Below are 17,470 nucleotides of genomic sequence, written 5' to 3' on the forward strand. Positions count from 1 at the left end.
ATGGCCAATTCAGCAGTATTTTCTTCGTATTCATGGTCTATGTGATGCCTGCTTCTCATAAATTGGGGATAATTGATCGGGTTATGTCAGAGCGGAGTCTTCGAGATTGAGCGGACAATTTCGCGAATCGTTCAAAAGAGTTCGATTTTCCCCGCAGCCGAGGTCTGCTAGCAGCCCGAAGCGGAAACTTGGTGCGCAACTCGGTGAAGACCGCGCCGATCATGCAATGGACCGTCCGGGGCCCCTCGGCGCTCTCCCGGAAGGAGGCGAGTTAAGGGAAATGCTCGCCATAGACGAAGCGGACCAGGTCATCGCCGATGCGGGCTGCGTGATGGTCGAACGGGCCGTTGGTCTTCGGGGCAGCCCAGCGATCCCAGCGGAAGGCACCGTCGATGATCGGCACGAAGGACACCGGGCGACTCACGCTGCCACTGAATGTTTGCGCCATTCAAACGCGGCGAACCGAGCCTTCAGGGGCCAAATCTGCAACGGAAAACTGCTGTGAAAAGCTGCTACGGCCTGAGCGGGCAGACCCGTTTATGTCGTTGATTTCATTTAATTTAGCTGTGCTGGCTGGGGTGGTAGGATTCGAACCTACGGTACACGGTACCAAAAACCGCTGCCTTACCACTTGGCTACACCCCAACGGTGCGCGTGTTCCTACTCAAAGCCACAGGAGCGCGCAACCCAAAATCCGCTCCAAAGGCCGCTATTCCTGCTTCGCAGATTCCGCCAGCAAGTCCTTGGTCTCGGTCTTGTGCCGCTCTTCCTTGATCAATTCCTCAAGCTCCTGCTCGGCGATCGCGGGGGCGGTCTGCACCGCGTCGCCCGCGGGTGGCGCGGCTTTCGCTTGCGGGGTAACGGGCTCGGCCTGCATCGGCGGCACCGGCACCTCGCTGCTCGCCCGCGTGAGCAGGCGGTAGGTCGGTTCCGGCATCTCGATCCCGGCCTTGTCGAAGGCGATCAGCAGTTGCCGGATCGCCTCCGAGCGGGCCGCATCGAGCCCTGTCTCGCGCTGGTCGATCCAGCCGACCACGGTCATCCCGATATCGGAACCGTTCAACGTCGTCGTCCAGGCCATGGTCGTCGGGATTTTCAGCACGAAGGGCAGACCCGCAACCGTCTCTTCCGCGAGCGTCTTGGCCACCACGAGATCGGTACCGTAGGCGACCCCGAAATCAATCTTGAACCGCCGTTCTGGGTTGCGCGAATAGTTCACGATCCGGCTCTTGAACACGGTCGAGTTGGGAATGCGGATCTGGTTGCCGTCCCATGACAGCAAGATCGTCGCCCGGCTGGTGAGCCGGATCACCTTGCCCTCGTCGCCGCCGATCTCGATGGCGTCGTTCGGCCGGAATGGCTGGCGGATCGACAGCAGCACCGAGGCGATGAAATTCTCCACCGTGTCGCGGACGGCAAAACCGATGGCGAGGCCAACGATCCCGGCGGCCCCGAGGATGGTCGAAAGCAACGCCGAGGCCCCGAGGATATCGAGCGCCACGACAACCCCGGCGATCACGGCTGCGAGCCTTACGAATGTGCGGAAAAGCTCGGCAATGAAGGCATTCGGGGCCAGCCTGTCCCAAGGTTGGCGAAACTGCGCGAGGATCACCCCGATCCATGTCACCACCACGAAGGCCAGGAGCGCAACCGCCACCAGCGGCAGGTAGGCCACCCCCTGCTGCGCCCGGCTGAGCAGCCGGTCCTTGGCGGGCGTGAGCCGGTCGGCCACCGAGGTCGACAAGGTGACCCGGTTTTCCACCGCCACCACGCCATTGACCCGCGCGGTCAGCCGCCCGAGTTCTTCGACCAGGCCCGCGTCGAGCGTCGTGCCACGCAGCGTGACCACACCGGCCTTCACCGCGACGGTCACATCTTCATAGCCTTCGAGTTCATGAATGATGTCGCGAATACGTGTCGCGATGGCGGCATCGGATTGTGCCTGCACCGCCGAGCTCGCGCCTTCCTCGGTGGTGATCGTGCCGTCTTGCGCCTGAACCGGCGCGGCGATCACGAGCAACAGACTCACCAGCACGTAACGCAACAGGTTCATTGGGATTTCCCTTCGGATTCTGCCGTGAGATTACGGCAATCCGTGCCGATATCCAGCCCGCAAGCTGCCGTTGAGCGTCGATTGCCCCATGCGCCGCCCGAAATGTCGGGCCCCCTTGCGCAAGGTTCCCGCCGGTCGCTTCAGATCGTCGCATCCTGCAGCGCTTCGTCGATCGCCGTCCAGAGCGCGTCGACAGGTTCGGTCCCCACCGAAAGCCGCAGGAAACCGTCGGGCACCGCATCTCCCCAGCGCGCGCGCCGCTCGGCCGTCGTATGGACGCCGCCAAACGAGGTTGTCGGCTCGACCAGGGGACAGGCGGCGATGAACCGATCCGCTGCCGCCGCGTCATCGAGCACGACACCGATCAAGAACCCCGCGCGCCGCATCTGGCGGTCGGCAAGCGCGTGCTGCGGGTGCCCTGCGAGGCCGGGATAGATCACTGCCCGCACCGCCGAATGCCCGGCCAGCCGCGCCGCGATCTCGCCCGCGCTGTCACACATCCGCGCAAAGCGCAGCTCCAGCGTTTCGAGGCTGCGATGCAGAAGCCAGGCATCGAAGGCGCTCGGGATCGAACCCGTCAGCGTGCGCCAGTCGCGCACCCCGTCCATGAGCCCGGTGTCGTGGCTCGCCACGTGGCCCATCAACAAGTCGGAATGCCCGCCCGGTGCCTTGGTGTCGGACGCCACCACGATATCGGCACCGAGGGCAAGCGGGCGCTGGCCGAAGGGCGTCATCGTGGTGTTGTCGACGATGGAAATGCCGCCCGCGCCGCGCACCATCGCCGTGACCTCCGCAAGATCGCAGATCTCCAGCCCGGGGTTCGACGGGGTTTCGATCAGAACCGCGCGAAAGCCGTCAAAGCCCCCCTCAGCGATCCGTGCCGTGGCCCGGGTTTCAACGGCAATGCCGAGGCCGGCAAGAAACCGGTCGGCCAGAACACGGGGGGTATAGTAGCCATCGGCCGGCAGCAGCAGCCTGTCACCGGCTTTCAGGGTGGCGAACAGCGCCGCACAAATCGCCGCCATGCCCGAGGGAAAGGCCAGCGCGGGCGCGCCTTCGAGATGGCCCAGCGCCTCTTCCAGCGCGCGCCATGTCGGGTTCGACATCCGACCATAGGCATCGACGCCAGCCTCGGGCGCGCCGGGCAGCGAAAACATCGAGGCCGGGGTGATCGGCAGCGCCAGCGGGTCGCCCTTCGCGAGCCCCGCCGCGCGCAGGTGCAGAAGTGCCGCCGCATCGGGTTTGTCGTGGTCCATATCGCCTCTCCTCAATTGCGCCAGAACCGCAGCGTGAACAGCACGTAGACCGACAGCAACTCAAGTCGGCCGATCAGCATGGCCGCGATCAAGATCCACTTGGCGGCATCGTTGATCGGCGCGAAGTTGCCCGAAGGGCCAATGATGTCGCCAAGTCCCGGGCCAACATTGGCCAGCGCCGTCGCGGCACCGGAAATGGATGTAACCATGTCAAGCCCGGTCAGGCTCAGCGCCACCGACAAGACACCGAGCGACACCACGAACATCACGAAGAACACCATGACCGAAGACAACACGTCTTCGCCCACCGTCCGCCCGTCGTAGCGCGGCGTGAACACGCCGTGCGGCGAGTGGATGCTGCGCACCTGCGCCTTCACAGCGGCGAAGAGCAACTGGTAGCGGAACACCTTGACCGAGCAGGAGGTCGACCCGGCACAGCCGCCGATCAGGCCGATGAAGAAGAACGCCACCATCGGAAAGGTGCCCCAGAGCTGGTAATCGGTGCTGGCGTAGCCGGTGCCCGAGATGATCGAGGTGACGTTGAACAGCCCCTCGCGAAAGCCGTGCTCGAAGTTGTCGGCGTTCACTACCATACGAAAGATCGTCATGGTGATCGTCAGCGTCAGGATCACGCCGAGGTAGGCGCGCACCTGCGGATCGGTGAAGATCGGCCGCGCGGTGCCCGCGACAATCTGGATGTAGCGCACGAAGGGCAGGCTCGCGAGGATCATGAAAACCGAGGCGACGTATTCCGCCGGTCCCTGGAAGGCCCCGAAGCTGGCATCGCGCGTCGAGAACCCGCCGGTCGACATCGTCGTCAGCGCATGGTTGATCGCGTCGAACGGCCCCATGCCGAGAACCAGATAGGCGAGCGCATTGGCCATTGTCAGCCCGATATAAATCCAGATGAGCTGTCCCGCGATCTCGACGGCACGGGGCAGCACCTTGCCCATCGTGTCGAATGCCTCGGTGCGAAACACCTGCATGCCGCCCACCTTGAGTTCGGGCAGGAACACCATCGCGACGATGATGATGCCGATGCCGCCGAACCATTGTAGCATCGAGCGCCACAGGAGCAGGCCGGCCGGCAGATCGTCGAGACCGGAAAACACCGTCGAGCCGGTTGTGGTCATCCCCGACATCGCCTCGAAAAAGGCATCGACCAGGCGGGCATCGAGTTCACCGAGGATGAAGGGGAGCGCGCCGAACAGCGGCAACGCGATCCAGATCAGGGTTGTGAGCAGAAAGGTCTGCCGGATCGTCAGCCCGGGCCCCGCGCTGTTGGCGGTTGCGATCGCCATGGTGCCGCCAACCACCACCGTGATCACCGCGCTGGTGAGAAACACCGCCCAGTCGTCGCTGTCGTAGTAAAGATCCACCGCCATGGGCACCAGCATGGTCGCCCCGAGAATGGCGACGACGAGGCCGATAACGTAGAACACTGGGCGCATGTCGATCATGGCCGAGAGCGTTGGCGCGCCGCGCGCACGGTGTCAAGCATCCGCGGCGGAGCGTCCTTGCCGGCACGGCCCCAAGCCGCGCACCGGGGCCACGCCCGGAAGCGGGATCAGGGCCAGCATCTCGTGGCGTTCCAGTTCGGGCAGGGCAAGCGGCCCGTATTGCAAACGCGCGTCGCCCGGGCTGCGGATGCCCGCGAGCGACGGGAAGCGCAGGAACAGACGGGCCTTGGCAAAGACATCGAGCGCCGCCAGCGCCTGCGGGCCAGGGTAGAAACTTTCCACCAATGCACCCTCCGCCAGCACAACGGCATGGCGCGGAAGCATGACATGAACATACTCGGCGGCGCGCTTGCCCCTCGCGAACCGGAAGCGCCCGTCGCCATCCTCCGCCAGCCAACGCGCCCGCACGAAACCTTCCGGCCGATCCGCGGTGCCCAGCGCAACCCGGTGCTGCGGCGAAAGCAGGAGATCGCGCCCATTGCCAAGCGCACCCGCGCGAATGCGCACCGGGCGGAGATCGGGCCTTGCGGTCATCGCCGCGGCATCAAGATCGCTCCGCCCGGTCCAGACCACCGGCAACGCCCCGCCATCGAAGGTCGAGACCAGATCGCCGGGCTTGAGGCTTTCCACCGCACGCGGACCTCCCGGCGTGGCGATGCGGGTGCCTGCCGTGAAGCAGGGCACCCCCATCGAATAGAGCCTTCCGGCATCAAGCGCATCGGGATCGACCCCGAGCAGCGTCACGCTGGTACCGCCCGGGAAGGTGAGCACCGCGTTCCCCGAGCCATCGTCCGAAACCTCGACATCACTGGACTTGACCGGATTGCCGTCTTCGTCGGTCAGGTCCGACACATCCAGTTGGTCGTTGGTGAAACCGTCGTCATCGGCGTCCGCCATGTCGAAATCCGAAACGACGTTGCCACCGTTACCGTCGGCAAACGCGAACAGATCGTCCCCCGCACCGCCGCTGAGCAAATCGTCGCCATCGCCGCCTGCGATCGTGTCCGCGCCGCTGCCCCCCGCGAGGCTATCGCCGCCCGATCCGCCGGTGATGAGGTCATCGCCCTCGCCCGCGTCAACCTCCACGCCGCCCGAGGTCGCGGAGGCGTCGATGGTATCGTCGCCCGAACCGAGGCGGACCTCTTCGATCTCGATGAATGCCGCGCCGTCGGGTCCCGATGCCAGCGTGCCCGCTTCGTCGCCGGTGAAGGTGAGCGTGCTGTCGCCGGTGAGCGCGCTGGCGTCGATCGCGTCCCGGTCGGTGCCGCCCTCGCCGCCTTCGATGGTATCGGAGCCGTACCCATCCTGAAGCACGACGGTGTCGGCATCGTCGCCGCCCGTGATTGAATCGTCGCCCGACCCGCTCCAGATCGTATCGTCGCCGGTGCCGCCGTCGATCAGGTTGTCACCGGACTCGCCAAGGATCAGGTCATCGCCCGCACCGCCAAGCACCGTATCGGCCCCGCCCCCGGCATAGATGGTGTCGTTGCCCATGCCGCCGTCGAGGTCGTCGTTGCCCGAAAGGATTGCGCCCGGGGCGTCGTCGATCAGGTCATCGCCTTCGCCGCCGTCGATGGTGTTGTCGCCCGCGCCGCCGTAGATCGTATCATCGCCGTCGCCACCGAAAAGCAGGTCATGCCCGCCAGCCTCGGTGACATCGACCGAGGTATCGTTGGTCGAGACGACATGAAGGTTGTCGATCCCGAGGGATTCGTCGTCGACACTCAGGTTCGTCGTCGACCCGAAACCGAGGGTGATCTGGTCGTCGGTGTAATCCTCCGCCTCCAGCCGGACGTGCCAGATCTGGTCCTCCCAATCGCTCGAAAACCCAAGATCGCCGCTCTCGGCCTGCACGAAGTTGTAGCTGTAATCGACGCCGCCGGCGGTGATCGTGCCGCTCCGGTCGCCGTCGAAGCTGGCGTCGTTCCACGAGAACATCTCGTTGGCGATCTGTTCGCCATTGACGTAGAGTTGAAAGGCATCGCCTTCCGGCCCGACGCTGAAGGTCGGATTGTCGGCATCCCAGCTGTCGAGGATGTAGAGGTCGAATTCGACCACAACGGCGCTGTAGCCATCGGCCAGATCGAATGTCTTTTCGGTCAGCGCCCCACCGCTGGAATCGCCTCCGGTTCCGGCAAAACGGCCGAGGAAGTCACCGAACGCGCCCCCGCTGTCGGTGCTGGCTTCGGTCCAGCCCGACGCGCCATCCCCGAAATCCTCGAACGCCACCAGCACCGCGTCGGCGGGGGTGACGCCATCGCCATGGATCACGTCATGGCCACCACCGCCATCAATCGTGTCGGTGCCGCCGCCGCCATCGAGCGTATCTTCGCCGGCCTCACCGAAAAGCGCGTCATCGCCTGCGCGGCCACCGACGCGGTCATCGTCATCGCCCGCGTAGACGGTATCGTCGCCGGCCCCCGCGTAAACGGTATCGTCGCCGGCGCCGGCCTCGATCACGTCATCGTCGTTGCCCTCGAAATTGTCGGCGTTGTCGACACGGTCGCCCTCCGGGTCGTCGGTATAGCCAGCGTCGATCAGGTCGCCGCCGCCGGTGCCTTCCACGATCTCGTCCTTGAGGTTCATCTGGTAGCGGTCGGCGTACATGCCATAGACGCCAGTGCCCCCCGCGGGCTGCGCGGTCCCCAGCGTGATCGCCTCGATCGGCTTGGCTTCCAGCGTCTCGGTGTCGGCGTTTGGCCCCGAGGCGGTCGGGATCAGGTAGAGCCGCCCGTCGGTGTCCTGCATCACGATGGCTTCGATCATCGCCGTGGTGCCATCGGTATAGGTCACGACCGTATCGGCATAGACCATCAGCGCGTCGAAGGTTTGCGGCGCGCCGCCGTCGATCTGGAAACGCTCGTTGGCGGCGGCATTGTCTGCGGCATAGGCGGTGGCGTCGCCGTCGGTCCCCGGACCCTGCACCGGATCGGGCGCAAGGGTCTGGACGTTCTGATACAGCGGATCGGCACCGCCACCGAAGGACAAGCCGTTCAACGCAGTGTGGTTTTCCGAGGTATGATTGCCCTCGACGGTGTCGAATTCCGGGCCGATGCCGAGGTAGAAAATATCAAAAGTCGTCGGCATGGTCACACCCTCGCACTATACATGTGCAGTCCTGCCCCGGTTCGGCGGCACGAGGCGGCGGTAACGCCACGGCGGCGCACCGAAGCCCTCGCGGAGCCAGGTGGCCCCGTTCGATGTCCAGCCGGTTGGGTCACCGGAAACCACCTTCCACACGCCCAGGCCCGACCGGCAGTCTGCACGAAAAAGCATTCAGTGAACGTGAACTCTCACGTCAAAATGGCTCGGATTTGACTTGATTTGGACCGAACCACGGCAGTTTCGCAAAACTGGCCCATTGCCCTCAGACTTGACAAGATGTCGCACCCTGCCCGAGGCTGACTTCGGGGAGGTTTCGTCGGTCAGCCCCGGCGGGCGGCGCATGCTCAAGGGAGGTTCGGCCATGGTCGATATTCGCTATCTGCCCTATCTGGGCTTCCTCGCCGCGGTTCCGGTCGGCGCGGCCCTGGGCTTCGCGCTGCCGTTCTGGGGCGGCGCGGTGCTCGCGCTTGGACTGGCAGGCGCGGCCATCGGCACCTACGATATCCTCCAGCGCAAACGCGCGGTTCTGCGCAATTACCCGGTGCTCGCCCGGATGCGCTTCTTCCTCGAAAGTATCCGGCCCGAGATCCGCCAGTATTTCCTCGAAAGCGACCACGACGAGGTGCCGTTCTCGCGCGAACAGCGCGCGCTGGTCTATCGCCGGGCGAAGAACATCAAGGGCCTGCGCCCCTTCGGCACGCTGAAGAACCAGCAGGCGGTGGGGCACGAATGGATCAACCACTCGATGCTGCCCAGCCACATCGAGAGCGCCGATTTTCGGGTCACCTTCGGGGCCGGGCGGGCACGGCCCTATTCGGCCTCGGTGCTCAACATCTCGGGCATGTCTTTCGGTGCGCTCTCGCCCAACGCGGTGGAGGCGCTCAACATCGGCGCGGCGCGCGGCGGCTTTGCCCAGACCACCGGCGAGGGCGCGATCTCGCGCTTTCACGCCGCCCACGGCGGCGATCTGGTCTGGCAGATCGGCTCGGGCTATTTCGGCTGCCGCGATGCCGCCGGCAGGTTCGATCCGGAAGCCTTCGCCGAAAAGGCCACCGGCGACCAGGTGAAGATGATCGAGATCAAGCTCAGCCAGGGGGCCAAGCCCGGTCACGGCGGCATCCTGCCCGGTGCGAAGGTGACCAACCTCATCGCCGAGGCGCGCGGCGTGCCGCTGGGCGTGGATTGCATCAGCCCAACCAAACACAGCGCCTTCACCTCCCCGATCGAGATGCTCGAATTCGTGGCCCGTCTGCGCGACCTTTCGGGCGACAAGCCGGTGGGGCTGAAACTCTGCGTCGGTCACCCCTGGGAAGTGTTCGCCATGGCCAAGGCGATGATCGACACCGGCATCCAGCCCGATTTCATCACCGTCGATGGCTCCGAGGGCGGCACCGGCGCCGCCCCGGCGGAGTTTGCCGATCACCTTGGCGCGCCGCTGCGCGAGGGGCTGATGCTGGTGCACAACACGCTGGTCGGTCTGGGCTTGCGCGAGGCCACCCGGATCGTCGTGGCGGGCAAGCTGATCTCGGCCTTCGATATCGCCCGCGCCTGCGCACTCGGGGCCGATACCTGCAACATGGCGCGCGGATTCATGTTCGCGCTCGGCTGCATCCAGGCCCAAACCTGCCACACCGGAAACTGCCCCACCGGCGTCACCGCGCAGAACCCCCGCCGCTACAAGGCGCTCGACGTGCCCGACAAGGCCACACGCGTGACGAATTTCCACGCCAACACGCTGGCAACGCTCAAGGAAACCATCGAGGCCTGCGGGCTGAATCATCCCGCCGATCTCGCCCCTGAGCACCTGATGATGCGGATCAACAGCCGCGAGGTGCGCTCGGCGCAAAGCCAGTATGATTGGGTCCGTCCCGGCGAGTTGCTCGACCACAACGTGCCCCACCCCGCCTTCGCCAAGTTCTGGGACATGGCCCGCGCCGACAGTTTCGCGCCGGTGCGGTGAACGTTCGGTCACTACCCGGCAACGTCGATCACGACAATGCCGGTTTTCTGCTCGGTTGCGACGTGGCGGTAGGCTTCCACGATCTCGTCCAGCGGATGGTGCCGGTCGATCACCGCGCGCAACCGACCGTCGGCCAGAAGCTCCGCGAGCATCCCGACCACCGCTTCCGGCCGCACCGGCATACCGATGGCGACGCGCCCCGAGCGGGTCACCGACGACCAGAGCGACAGGAACACGTTCTCCCACCAGCGGCCCAGATCGGTGGCATGGAACGCGCCCCCCGGTTTGAGCAGCGGTTTGCAGGCGCGGTAGCTGGTCTTGCCGACGGCGTCGAACACGAGATCGTAGCGCTCGGGACGGGCGGTGAAATCCTCCGCGGTGTAGTCCACCACCCGGTCGGCCCCCAGCGCCGTCGCAAGGTCCAGATGCCGGGTCGCGACCACCGCCGTCACCGTGGCACCGCGCGCCTTGGCCAGTTGCACCGCCGCCGTTCCGATCGCGCCCGAGGCCCCGTAGGCCAGCACCGATTGCCCCTCCGACAGACCGAAGGCCTCCAGGTTGCTGTGGGCATACCATGCCCCCTCGCCCACCACCGCCTCGTGAAACGCGATGCCGTCGGGGATTTCGGCGACCGCCGCATTCTCGGCGATGGCCAGGTATTCGGCATGGCACCCGAAACGCTCGGGCGACAGGCCGAACACCCGGTCGCCCGGTCGAAACCGGGTGGCCCGGTCCCCGACTTCGGTGACGATACCCGCGAAATCGACCCCGAGGATCGGTATCTTCGGCCGCACCAGACCGGTAACGGCCCGGGCGAACCACGGGTGGCCGCGCAAGGTCTCGCGATCGGTTCGGCTTACCGTGGCCGCGCGCACCTGCACCAGCACCTCGCCTGCACCGGGCACGGGCGTCGGCACGTCGCAGAGCGCCACCACCTCCGGCGGCCCGTAACGGGTGCAGACGGCAGCTTTCATGGCACGACCCTCCCGGATCGAGCCTAGCCGGCGTGGATCAGCGTTGAAAACAGTTTCGGATCGAGCGACTGGCTGCGGAAGGTCTCGCCCTCGGTCAGGATCGACACCGCGTCATGGCTGTGCAGGCTTTCCTGATGGCTGGCCACCACCCGGAAATCGCCGATCCGCTCGTCGCGCTTGAGCTGTTCGGTAAACAGCCGCGCGGCGTCTTCCACGAAGATCGGGTTGGCCGCGTTGAGTTCGGCAAAGGCCTGCTCGTCTTCGCGCTTCACCATCACCTGCGTTTCGGTCGGCACCGCGTCGCGCGCCATGTCGATCAGGTCTTCAAACCACAGGCAGCTCTTTTCGCATTTTACCTCGACCGAGATCCGCGCCACCGAGCGCTGGCTGTGCGGCGTGGCAAGCTGACCGCGCACCTGGCGCGCATGTTCGGCCAGTTCCAGCGAGCAGGGGCAGGTCGAGGAATAGACATAGTCGAGGTGAACGAACTTGCGCCGCACCCCGTCCTGCTCGACCAGTTCGAGCGCAATCTGGTAGTACTGGTAGCCTTCCAGCCCCGAGCGCAGGCTCTGCATCTTCATCGGGAAGGAAAATGACATTTCGATCCGGGCGTCGAGGCTGTCGAGATCGGTCTTGTAATCATCGAGCGCGGCCTCGATCACCTCGAAGCTGAAGGTTTTCTCGGCATGGGCATAGAACGAGCGCATGATGCGGCTCATGTTGATGCCCTTCTTCTCCGCCTCAAGGCTCACCGTGCCGGTGACGGAGGTTTCCAGCGTCAGATCGCCGTTGTCGCGGGTGTGATAGCGGATCGGCAGGCGGAAATTGGAAATCCCGACGTGCTGGATCAGTTGCTTTTCGCCCTGAATCAGCGAGGCCGGGCCATTCTGAAGATCGGGCATCCCCGCCTTGTAGGCCGCGTCCGGCACGAAATCGTGCGGATAATTGCGGTTGAGGTCCGGGTAGTCCGACACCACCCGCTCGGGCAGCAGCCGGGCGATCGCCGGATCGAGCCGCGCAACCTCGGAGGGCTCGGCACCACGGGCCCAGTCGCGCAGGGTTTCGAGCGCCTGCCTTGCGTCGTCCGCGCCAGGCGCGGGTCTCAACTTAGGGGTCACGTGGTTCATTGCCCAGCCTCCCAGGTCCGTCGGAAACCAAATATAGGCCACCGTGGCGTCAATTACCAAGTGCTACGGTCAGGAATTCAAGTCAGATCACCGCAAGTGCTGCTTCGATATCGGCGATGAGGTCGTCACTGTCTTCCAGCCCGACCGAGAGGCGCACCAGTCCCGGAGTGATCCCGAGCAGTTGTTTTTGCTCATCCGGGAGCCGTTGGTGGGTGGTTGTCGCGGGGTGGGTGACAATGGATTTCGCATCGCCGAGGTTGTTCGAGATCACGGGGATGTGAAGCGCGTCCAGAAAGCGGAATGCCGCCGCCTTGCCGCCGGCAAGGTCCAGCGCCAGCATGGTGCCGCCATGGTCCATCTGGCGCGCCACGGCGGCATGCTGCGGATGATCGGCCCGTCCCGGATAGATCATCCGCGCGAAGGCGCCGTGCCCGGCCAGCGCGTCAGCGATCCGCGACGCACTCTCCGCCATCGCCCGCACCCTCAGGTCGAGGGTTTCAAGCCCCTTGAGATGCATCCAGGCATTGAACGGGCTGAGTGCCGCGCCGGTATGCTTGGCGTAGGGCTCATAGGTGCCGCGGATGAAGTCCTCGCTGCCGAGCACAACGCCGCCAAGCCCGCGCCCGCCGCCGTCGATATGCTTGGTGGACGAATAGATCACCACGTCCGCCCCCGCCGCCGCCGCACTCGCGCCGACCGGCGTGGCGAAGGTGTTGTCGACGACCAGCAGGGCACCAACGGCGTGCGCCAGCTCCGCCACCAGCGCGATGTCGATCACTTCGAGCGTCGGGTTGGCGATGGTTTCGAGAAACACCAGGCTGGTGCCCTCGGTGAGCGCCGCGCGCCAGTCCTCGGCGCTGGTGCCATCGACCAGCACGACCTCGACGCCGAAACCGCGCAGCCATTCGAGGATGTAGAGGCAGGAGCCGAACAGCGCCCGCGCCGCCACGATCCGGTCGCCCGGCCTTGTCGCGGCCATCAGCACCGCGTTCACCGCGGCCATGCCGCTGGCGGCGGCAAAACCGTCTTCAGTGCCCTCGATCCCGGCCAGCCGCTCCTCGAACATCCGCACCGTGGGGTTGCCGTAGCGGGCATAGATGAACTCGTCGGGCCCGCTTTCCAGAAACCGCGCCTCGGCCTGCTCGGCGCTGTCATAGACGAACCCCTGGGTGAGGAAGATCGCCTCGCTCACCTCGCCGTATTGCGACCGGCGGGTGCCGCCATGCGCGGCCCGTGTTCGCGGTTTCCAGTCGTCCATGCGCGCCTCCCGCACAAAAAAGCCCCCACCGCGTGAGCGCCGGGGGCCGTCAGTCTTCCAGTCCCTGACCTTTTTAGCGGCATGTTTAACGTGGCCCGCAATCCGGTGCACAAATCGCCACGAGCCGCTCGGTAACGTGACTTGCGCCTTGCGTCAAGCGGTCGCAGTCTGCCGGGCGACGCAACAGGAGCCACAGATGACACCGATCGAGCTTTACTACTGGCCCACACCGAACGGCTGGAAGATCACCATCGCGCTGGAGGAAATCGGCCTGCCCTACGAGGTGCGCTACGTCGACATCGGCAAGGGTGCGCAGTATGAACCCGCCTTCCTCGACATCTCCCCCAACAACCGGATGCCCGCGATCGTCGATCCCGACGGCCCCGGCGGCGCGCCGATCAGCGTGTTCGAGAGCGGCGCGATCCTGCAATACCTCGCCCGCAAGAGCGGCAGGTTCTACGGCGAGGGCGAGCGCGACCGGGTGGCGGTGGAACAATGGCTGATGTGGCAGATGGGCGGGCTCGGGCCGATGGCCGGCCAGGCCCATCACTTCCTGAAGTACGCACCGAGCATGGACCCGCCGCAAGACCTGCCCTACGCCAAGGACCGCTACCGCGCCGAGGTCGCCCGACTCTACGGCGTGATGAACCGCAGGCTGGCCGACGCTGAATTCCTCGCCGGAGATTTCTATTCCATCGCCGATATCGCCTGCTACGGCTGGGCCTCGCTCTGGGAAGGACAGGAGCAGACGCTCGACGACAAGCCCCACCTCGCGCGCTGGCTCGATACGCTGGCCGCCCGACCCGCGGTGCGGCGCGGCATCGCGGTCGGCGCGGAAAAGCGCAAGAACCTGGCCGACGACAAGGACGCCCAGAAGGTGCTGTTCCGCCGCTGAGCGCCGGGGGCAACCCGCCGCGGTTCGCGCTGCCCGCGGCAATCGCGGGCAGCGCGACACCAAAGGTGCCGGCGCGCCGCCGGCCACATGGTCACGGCCGCGTGGCCCAAACCCCTTGTTGAATTCGCCCCGCCGGTCTGTTCATCTGAACTGGCCCCGGAACAAGGATCGCGCGCATGACCCTCCCACAGATCCTGATATTCGCCGTTCTGGCCGCCACCTTGGGGCTGTTTCTCTGGGGCCGGTTTCGCCACGACGTTGTCGCGCTCCTCGCCTTGGCGGCCTGCATCGTCACCGGACTGGTGCCCGCCGCGGAGGCCTTTGCCGGTTTCGGCCACCCGGCGGTGATCACGGTGGCTTGCGTCCTGGTGCTCAGCCGGGGGCTGCAGAACACCGGCGCGGTGGACTGGCTGGCGCGCAGCATCCTGCCGCGCGACGCCGGCCGGGTGACGAGCATGATCGCCCTGACCGGCCTCGGCGCGGCGCTATCGGGCTTCATGAACAATGTCGGCGCGATGGCGCTCCTGATGCCGATCGCGATGCAGTTGTCGGGACGGTTCGACATGACGCCGGGCCAGATGCTGATGCCGCTCGCCTTCGGCACCATCCTCGGCGGCATGACCACGTTGGTCGGCACCCCGCCCAACCTGATCGTCTCGGGCTTTCGCAACGAAGCCGGGATGGGGCATTTCGCGATGTTCGACTTTGCGCCGGTGGGCGTCGCGGTCGCGGGTCTCGGGGTGCTGTTCATCGCCGCCACCGGCTGGCTGCTGGTGCCTGCGCGCAAATCCGCCGGGAGCAACGGTTTCGATACCGGCACCTACCTGACCGAGGCGCGCGTGCCCGAGAAGAGCAAGGCCGTCGGCCTCACCTTGCGCGCCTTCGAGCGCGAGATCGACGACAGCGGCGCACAGATCGTGGGGCTTGTGCGCAACGAGGTGCGCATAAATGCCCCGCACGGCGGACGCCGGATTCATCCCGACGACGTGCTGGTGCTCGACGCCGATGTCGATGCGCTTGCCGAGGCGCTTTCGGTTTTCGACATCAAGCTCGAGGAACAGGTAGCTCCTGCGAAGGACAACGAGACGGCCGCGGACACGACCGCTGCCAAGGACGACAAGTCCGGGAAGAAGAATGAGGAAAAGGACGAGGACGAGGACGCCAGGCGCGACGAGGATATCGTGTTGCGCGAACTGGCGGTTCTCCCGGGGTCGACCATCGTCGGCCGGTCGGCGAACGGAATGCGCCTGCGAACCCGGTACGGGATCAACCTGTTGGCGGTATCGCGCGCGGGGCATCCGCCGCGGTCGCGGCTGCGCACCCTGAAACTGAAGTCGGGCGACCTGTTGCTGATGCAGGGACCGGCGGAGGTGATGGCCGAATTCATCAACGATACCGGGTGCGTGCCACTGGGCGAACGCGAATTGCGCATCCCCGACAAGCGCATGGCAATCATCGCCGGCACGATCCTGATATCGTCGATCGCGATCGTTGCCTTCGGGTTGCTTCCGGCAGCGGCGGCATTCACGCTCGGGATGCTGGCTTCGATGCTCCTGCGCACGGTGCCGCCAAGGCAGGTCTACACCGCGATTGACTGGCCGGTGATCGTGCTCCTCGGGGCGCTGTTCCCGGTTGCGGGCGCGATGCAGAGCAGCGGCGCGGCCGACCTGCTTGCGCGGTTCCTTGTCGACACCATCGCCCAGGGCCACCCGGTTGCGGCGCTGGTCGTGGTGTTGGTCACCAGCATGTTCCTGTCGGACGTGATGAACAACGCCGCCACCGCCGCCGTCCTGTGCCCGATCGCCCTCGGCACCGCCGCCGCACTCGGTGCCAACCCCGACAGCTTCCTGATGGCGGTGGCGATCGGGGCCTCCTGCGCCTTCCTCACGCCGATCGGGCATCAGAACAACACCCTGATTCTCGGCCCCGGCGGCTTTCGGTTCGGCGATTACTGGAAACTTGGCGCACCGCTCGAAGTGCTGGTCGTCGCCGTCAGCGTGCCGTTGCTGCTGATCGTCTGGCCGATGTGACGACGCGGCCCCGGACGCGCCCTATACGTCCTTGTGTTCCTCGTCGGTGCCGTGACGGGAAAACACACCCGATTGCAGCATGAAGAACGCGAAGATCGCGATCGGCAGGCCGAATGTCTTGAAGCTCACCCAGGCGTCGGTCGACATCGTGCGCCAGACCGCCTCGTTGGCCAGCGCCAGCGCAAAGAAGAAGGCCGCGAGACGGCGGGTCAGGATCATCCAGCCCTCGCGCGTGAGCGGCATCGCCTGATCCATCACCGTTTGCAGGTAGGATTGCCCGCGCAGCAGCCCGAAGCCAAGGATTCCGGCAAACAGCAGGTAGATGATCGTCGGCTTCATCTTGAAGAATCGCTCGTCGTTCAGCCACACCGACAGCCCGCCGAAGGCAATCACGATCACCAGCGTGGCGATCTGCATCTTCGAAAGGTGCCCGGAGAGCCGCCATTGCAAAAAGGTCGCCACGGCGAGCAGCGGTATGAACATGGCGGTGACCGCGACGAAACCGGAATACTCGGTGCCGCCAACGGTGAAGACGCGATCCCTGAGCAGCATGTAGCCGATGAAGAACGCGATGATCGGCCCGTATTCGAGCCCGATCTTAACTGCTGGTTTGAGCGCCTTGTCCGTCATCGAACCCCCTGAATTTCGGCTTTTCCTATCATGGCCGCGCGCAAGATCAAAGCCGGGAGCGCATCGCCCCGTCCCGGCGCACCGCTTTCATCCGTCACATGACCCGACCTTTCGGCAGCCGCGGGATCCCCTCCGGCTCGCGCCCCGGTTTCGCGCTCGGGGCGCGGCGTTTTCCCGGCGGCGGCGGGATCGTGATCCGCCCGATCGGCCAGGGCCGCATCTGCTTGTCCTCGACCCGGTTCGCACGGCGGCGGGCAACGAAACCGGCAATCTCCATCGGCGCCCCGTAGCCGTCCTCGATCACGCCGGTTTCGGTCAACTCGTGGCTCGCATCGGCGATCAGCCGCCAGGTGATCCGGCGCAGGAATTCGTCGGAGCGGTAGGCGGGCAACAGCCCGATCTCGACGATCCGGGTCACCGACCCCGCGCGCACCAGCGCGCCCGCGCCCACCACTTCCCAGTCGGCAAACAGCACCGCGCGGGCGAGCACGTCGGCCATCGACGAATAGCCCGCCTGCCCCGCCTGAGGGTAGGGATACGAGATCGCAAGCCTGCGCGCCTCCGCGACGAAGGACATCGCTGTGCGTGTGCCCCTGAGCAAGAGCCGGGTATCGCCGCCTGCCTCGATCATCTGCTCCAATGCCTTCGCCGGGCGTACCGCCCGCGCGTCCGTTTATTGCTTCGATCCTGCCACGCTCCGGTTAACAGCGTGCATACGGCCC

General features: G+C 65.7%; 13 protein-coding genes, 1 tRNA gene and 1 riboswitch. Of the genes, 3 read left to right on the top strand and 11 right to left on the bottom strand.

Annotated features, from left to right (window positions below; genetic code table 11):
• Positions 1 to 271: 271 nt before the first annotated feature.
• The 6 genes from B9Y97_RS18090 to B9Y97_RS05195 all read right to left on the bottom strand — a co-directional run bounded on the left by B9Y97_RS18090 (position 272) and on the right by B9Y97_RS05195 (position 7,856).
• Entirely contained in the window at positions 272 to 448 is a 177-nt protein-coding gene (locus tag B9Y97_RS18090) for a hypothetical protein (protein ID WP_176224309.1), read from the bottom strand.
• A 122-nt stretch (positions 449 to 570) separates the two neighbouring features.
• Positions 571 to 645, bottom strand: a tRNA-Gln gene (locus B9Y97_RS05175).
• A 64-nt stretch (positions 646 to 709) separates the two neighbouring features.
• On the bottom strand, positions 710 to 2,053 hold the full coding sequence (locus B9Y97_RS05180; protein ID WP_085525744.1) for a mechanosensitive ion channel family protein: 1,344 nt from the start codon (positions 2,051 to 2,053) through the stop codon (positions 710 to 712).
• A 140-nt stretch (positions 2,054 to 2,193) separates the two neighbouring features.
• Positions 2,194 to 3,309: a cystathionine gamma-lyase gene (locus B9Y97_RS05185; protein ID WP_085525745.1), complete on the bottom strand. Its 1,116-nt coding sequence runs from the start codon at positions 3,307 to 3,309 to the stop codon at positions 2,194 to 2,196.
• 11 nt (positions 3,310 to 3,320) lie between these two features.
• On the bottom strand, positions 3,321 to 4,769 hold the full coding sequence (locus B9Y97_RS05190; protein ID WP_085525746.1) for a TrkH family potassium uptake protein: 1,449 nt from the start codon (positions 4,767 to 4,769) through the stop codon (positions 3,321 to 3,323).
• Positions 4,770 to 4,802: 33 nt separating this feature from the next.
• Positions 4,803 to 7,856, bottom strand: a complete 3,054-nt coding sequence (locus B9Y97_RS05195; protein WP_085525747.1) for a Hint domain-containing protein — start codon at positions 7,854 to 7,856, stop codon at positions 4,803 to 4,805.
• A 379-nt stretch (positions 7,857 to 8,235) separates the two neighbouring features.
• On the opposite strand from B9Y97_RS05195, the gene B9Y97_RS05200 reads away from it, so the two are divergent.
• Positions 8,236 to 9,834: an FMN-binding glutamate synthase family protein gene (locus B9Y97_RS05200; protein WP_085528114.1), complete on the top strand. Its 1,599-nt coding sequence runs from the start codon at positions 8,236 to 8,238 to the stop codon at positions 9,832 to 9,834.
• An 11-nt stretch (positions 9,835 to 9,845) separates the two neighbouring features.
• Here the strand turns inward: B9Y97_RS05200 and B9Y97_RS05205 are convergent, their stop codons facing one another.
• The 3 genes from B9Y97_RS05205 to B9Y97_RS05215 form a co-directional block, all read right to left on the bottom strand.
• Positions 9,846 to 10,808: an NAD(P)-dependent alcohol dehydrogenase gene (locus tag B9Y97_RS05205; RefSeq protein ID WP_085525748.1), complete on the bottom strand. Its 963-nt coding sequence runs from the start codon at positions 10,806 to 10,808 to the stop codon at positions 9,846 to 9,848.
• Between the two features lie 23 nt (positions 10,809 to 10,831).
• Positions 10,832 to 11,935 (bottom strand): GTP cyclohydrolase FolE2, encoded by a 1,104-nt coding sequence (gene folE2, locus B9Y97_RS05210; protein WP_085525749.1) that lies wholly within the window; start codon positions 11,933 to 11,935, stop codon positions 10,832 to 10,834.
• An 82-nt stretch (positions 11,936 to 12,017) separates the two neighbouring features.
• The gene (locus B9Y97_RS05215; protein ID WP_085525750.1) at positions 12,018 to 13,193 is read right to left on the bottom strand and encodes an aminotransferase class I/II-fold pyridoxal phosphate-dependent enzyme; all 1,176 of its coding nucleotides are present in this window, start codon (positions 13,191 to 13,193) and stop codon (positions 12,018 to 12,020) included.
• A gap of 52 nt (positions 13,194 to 13,245) precedes the next feature.
• Positions 13,246 to 13,324: riboswitch (SAM riboswitch) on the bottom strand.
• Between the two features lie 65 nt (positions 13,325 to 13,389).
• On the opposite strand from B9Y97_RS05215, the gene B9Y97_RS05220 reads away from it, so the two are divergent.
• On the top strand, positions 13,390 to 14,088 hold the full coding sequence (locus B9Y97_RS05220; RefSeq protein ID WP_085525751.1) for a glutathione S-transferase N-terminal domain-containing protein: 699 nt from the start codon (positions 13,390 to 13,392) through the stop codon (positions 14,086 to 14,088).
• Between the two features lie 176 nt (positions 14,089 to 14,264).
• Positions 14,265 to 16,118 carry an SLC13 family permease gene (locus tag B9Y97_RS05225; RefSeq protein WP_085525752.1) on the top strand — a complete coding sequence of 618 codons (1,854 nt, stop codon included), beginning with the start codon at positions 14,265 to 14,267 and terminating at the stop codon, positions 16,116 to 16,118.
• Between the two features lie 21 nt (positions 16,119 to 16,139).
• On the opposite strand, the gene B9Y97_RS05230 is transcribed toward B9Y97_RS05225, so the two are convergent.
• Together B9Y97_RS05230 and B9Y97_RS05235 are read right to left on the bottom strand one after the other, a co-directional pair.
• Positions 16,140 to 16,748 (bottom strand): inner membrane-spanning protein YciB, encoded by a 609-nt coding sequence (locus B9Y97_RS05230; RefSeq protein ID WP_085525753.1) that lies wholly within the window; start codon positions 16,746 to 16,748, stop codon positions 16,140 to 16,142.
• 94 nt (positions 16,749 to 16,842) lie between these two features.
• Positions 16,843 to 17,379: a hypothetical protein gene (locus tag B9Y97_RS05235; protein ID WP_085525754.1), complete on the bottom strand. Its 537-nt coding sequence runs from the start codon at positions 17,377 to 17,379 to the stop codon at positions 16,843 to 16,845.
• Positions 17,380 to 17,470 lie beyond the last annotated feature (91 nt).

Source organism: Maritimibacter sp. HL-12, from assembly GCF_900177545.1.
GTDB lineage: Bacteria > Pseudomonadota > Alphaproteobacteria > Rhodobacterales > Rhodobacteraceae > Sinisalibacter.

Excerpts from the sequence above, each read along its gene's own strand:
- B9Y97_RS18090 (WP_176224309.1), bottom strand. The coding sequence starts at position 448 with ATGGCGCAAACATTCAGTGGCAGCGTGAGTCGCCCGGTGTCCTTCGTG.
- B9Y97_RS05180 (WP_085525744.1), bottom strand. The coding sequence starts at position 2,053 with ATGAACCTGTTGCGTTACGTGCTGGTGAGTCTGTTGCTCGTGATCGCC.
- B9Y97_RS05185 (WP_085525745.1), bottom strand. The coding sequence starts at position 3,309 with ATGGACCACGACAAACCCGATGCGGCGGCACTTCTGCACCTGCGCGCG.
- B9Y97_RS05190 (WP_085525746.1), bottom strand. The coding sequence starts at position 4,769 with ATGATCGACATGCGCCCAGTGTTCTACGTTATCGGCCTCGTCGTCGCC.
- B9Y97_RS05195 (WP_085525747.1), bottom strand. The coding sequence starts at position 7,856 with ATGCCGACGACTTTTGATATTTTCTACCTCGGCATCGGCCCGGAATTC.
- B9Y97_RS05200 (WP_085528114.1), top strand. The coding sequence starts at position 8,236 with ATGGTCGATATTCGCTATCTGCCCTATCTGGGCTTCCTCGCCGCGGTT.
- B9Y97_RS05205 (WP_085525748.1), bottom strand. The coding sequence starts at position 10,808 with ATGAAAGCTGCCGTCTGCACCCGTTACGGGCCGCCGGAGGTGGTGGCG.
- folE2 (WP_085525749.1), bottom strand. The coding sequence starts at position 11,935 with ATGAACCACGTGACCCCTAAGTTGAGACCCGCGCCTGGCGCGGACGAC.
- B9Y97_RS05215 (WP_085525750.1), bottom strand. The coding sequence starts at position 13,193 with ATGGACGACTGGAAACCGCGAACACGGGCCGCGCATGGCGGCACCCGC.
- B9Y97_RS05220 (WP_085525751.1), top strand. The coding sequence starts at position 13,390 with ATGACACCGATCGAGCTTTACTACTGGCCCACACCGAACGGCTGGAAG.
- B9Y97_RS05225 (WP_085525752.1), top strand. The coding sequence starts at position 14,265 with ATGACCCTCCCACAGATCCTGATATTCGCCGTTCTGGCCGCCACCTTG.
- B9Y97_RS05230 (WP_085525753.1), bottom strand. The coding sequence starts at position 16,748 with ATGACGGACAAGGCGCTCAAACCAGCAGTTAAGATCGGGCTCGAATAC.
- B9Y97_RS05235 (WP_085525754.1), bottom strand. The coding sequence starts at position 17,379 with ATGATCGAGGCAGGCGGCGATACCCGGCTCTTGCTCAGGGGCACACGC.